The sequence below is a fragment of the Mesorhizobium sp. M7A.F.Ca.CA.004.06.1.1 genome (assembly GCF_003999135.1).
GTDB lineage: Bacteria > Pseudomonadota > Alphaproteobacteria > Rhizobiales > Rhizobiaceae > Mesorhizobium.
The window spans coordinates 1-2,648 of the sequence record NZ_RZPQ01000791.1 but is presented as its reverse complement, the minus strand read 5'-3'; the positions used below and the strand labels follow the sequence as shown (position 1 = coordinate 2,648).

Genomic DNA, 2,648 nt, shown 5'->3' with positions numbered 1-2,648 from the left:
GGTCGAAGCCGGCCCGGCCCATATCTAGAAAGACGAAATCATTGTCGCCCTGCTTGGCCATCAGCACGGCCGGCACCATGCCGCCGTCGCCGCGCGTCAGGCCGGGGTTGAAGACGGCATGGCCGTCGGCATCCGATGTCGCCGTGCCGAGAACCTCATTGTTCCTGGCAACCAGCGTCAGTTCGGCGCCGGCTATCGGCTTGGCGCTGCCCAGTGAACGCGCAAAGACGTTGAGCCCGTCCTGCCCCGTATAGGTCGACAGGCCGATGTCGGAGACGACGAACCATTGCGTGGCCATCGAATTGTAGTTGTCGCTCTTGTCGTTGACGGCCTGCGCGGTCAGCACGTAGACGCCGGGCTTGCGCTGCGGCACCGCCTCGTCGACCGGGAAGGAGGTGGTGACCTCCTTGTTGAGATCATTGGCGATGTCGAGCTGGCCTTGCCAGACCGGCGCGCCCATCTGCTCGGAAATGTTGGAGATGTCGTAGCCGTCGAGCTGGTGCAGGAACTGGTAGCCCGACAGAAGCTGGGCCAGCGAACGATCGCCGACGCGGTAGAGCTTCATTTCGGCGGCATTCATGTTGACGGTGACGATCGGAATGCCGCGGCGCGCGCCGGCCGGCAGCACGAAGCTGTCACCGGTGAAGCGGGCGGACGGTGCGCGGTCCTGGACATAGATCGACAGCACCACGGGGGCCGCGGTCACTTCGCCGATTGCCGCCGGCAGGCCGGCGCGGAAGGTGACGTCGTAATGCTGACCATGCTCCAGCCCTTCGACGCAGATTTGCTTGTCCTTGGCCTCGACGCCCTTGGGTGGCGCGTTGTCGACGGTGACGAACGGCGCGTAGTCGACGCCGGTCTTGACCAGATCCTCGGAGAATTGCGCGCAGATGCGCGGCGCGCTGGTGTCGGCGTCGATGGTGTGATCGACAACGCGGAAACCCTTGCGGGCCTTGAGATCGGCATAGTCGGCCTGGACCGCCGGCGAAGGGTTCAGCGCAAGGCTGGCCTCATAGGCCTGCAGCGCCGGCCGGTAGAGATCGCGCTTGTCGAGCCCGTTGCCGAGCAGCGCCAGCACTTCGGCGCGCGTCTTGGTGGTGCGCAGCAATTTATAGGCATTGAAAGCGGCCGACGTGCCGTTCGCCGGCAAAGTGGAGGCTTCGGAGGTGCTAGCGGCGGGCTGAACGGCCAGCGTTTCACGCGCCAGGTTGAGCCAGAGCGGACCATCATCGGGCAGCACCGAGACCGCGGCCTCGTATTTCAGCATGGCGGAGCGGTGATCCCCGGTCAGCACGGCCTGTTCGGCGGCGTTCAGCAAGGCAGCCATGCCTTCGGTCGGCTTGTCATAGGCCGGGCCGAGCAGCTTGTTGCGGTATTGCTGGGCCTGATCGGCCATCCAGTTGGGGAAGAAAGCGAGTTCCGGCGGCGCGCCGATATCAGGATCGCCATCGATGTTGACGACCTTGCCCGCGACCGCGCCGTTGAAGGTTTTCAGCTGGTTGTAGTCGGATTTGAGGAAGCACCATTTGGCTTTTTTGTTGTAGGTGAAGGCACGGCAGGCCGGGTCTCCCAGGCATGTCGTCTTGCACTGGTCGATTGTCACATTCTGGTCGGACCTGAGATCAAAGCCGAAATAATCGGAATTGTCCGTTGTCGCGATCCGCCGGGCCTCGGCCGCTTGCGCGGCGCTGCTCCAGGCCAGGACACTGGCCCAGCCTAAAAACAGAAGAATCAGGATAGACAGACCACGAGCCGCGCGCATTGCCATAACACCCCTCCAGACACAGCTGACGTCCGGGCATGATCAAGCTTCAGTCAGGCTTGTCAACACAAGGACGCGGCAGGGTTCCGCCTGCCAACGGTTTCCTTTCCGGCCGATGACCGGTAGTACCTCCATAGGACAGGGGATCACGCTTTCTTGCGGCGACGCAAAAGGTGTGAATTCCAAGCCCGCCCTATTTCAGACAATTGGATTGTGGCCCCTTTACGAGCGCTTCAGAACTTCATTCCAATTTTAGTTTTGTAATCTAGGTTGTCTTAATGCCGGCGCATGAAGAGCAGATGTCAGGAGGTCGCGCGCCAGGGCGTGCGCTTCCGCGCGCCCTGCTGCTGGCCGTGATGTGCTCGACCGTGCTCGTCGCCGAATCGCGGCCGGCGGCCGCTTTCGAGCTTTTCGGCATCAAGCTGTGGGGGTCGTCCAGCGACGAGGATGCCGATATCGTCGATCCCCTGCGCTACGCCGTTACCATTTCCGCCCCCGACGCCGACAAGGATCTGGTCAAGAAGCTCGAAAATGCCTCGGCGCTGAAGAGTGACGAGGAGCGTCCGGTTTCCGGCTCGCTCGGGCTGATGGCCAAGGCGCGCAGCGACCGCGAACAGCTTGTCGCCGCGCTCTATGCCGATGCCCGCTACGAAGGCGTCGTCACCGTCACCATCGACGGCAAGCCGCTCGACGATTTGCCGCCGGATGCCGAATTCAAGGGGCCGCAGCCGGTTCCCGTGGTGATCGACATCGCCAGCGGGCCGAAATTCACCTTGGGCAATATCCACCTCGAGGGCGACGCAGCGGGGCTGATGAGCGCCGATTATGGCTTGATATCAGGCGGCGATGCGGGATCCGGCGCTGTGCTCAAGGCCGAGGCGCTGAT

Annotated in this window: 1 protein-coding gene and 1 pseudogene; one reads left to right on the top strand and one right to left on the bottom strand. The window is 63.0% G+C overall.

Annotation, left to right across the window (positions count from 1 at the left end; genetic code table 11):
• Positions 1 to 1,768, bottom strand: a 1,768-nt coding sequence (locus EN906_RS30190; RefSeq protein ID WP_245484358.1) for a PAN/Apple domain-containing protein, incomplete at its 3' end; no start/stop codon positions are given.
• Between the two features lie 272 nt (positions 1,769 to 2,040).
• Between EN906_RS30190 and EN906_RS30185 the strand changes: the two are divergent.
• Positions 2,041 to 2,648, top strand: a pseudogene (locus EN906_RS30185) (outer membrane protein assembly factor); the annotation flags it as partial.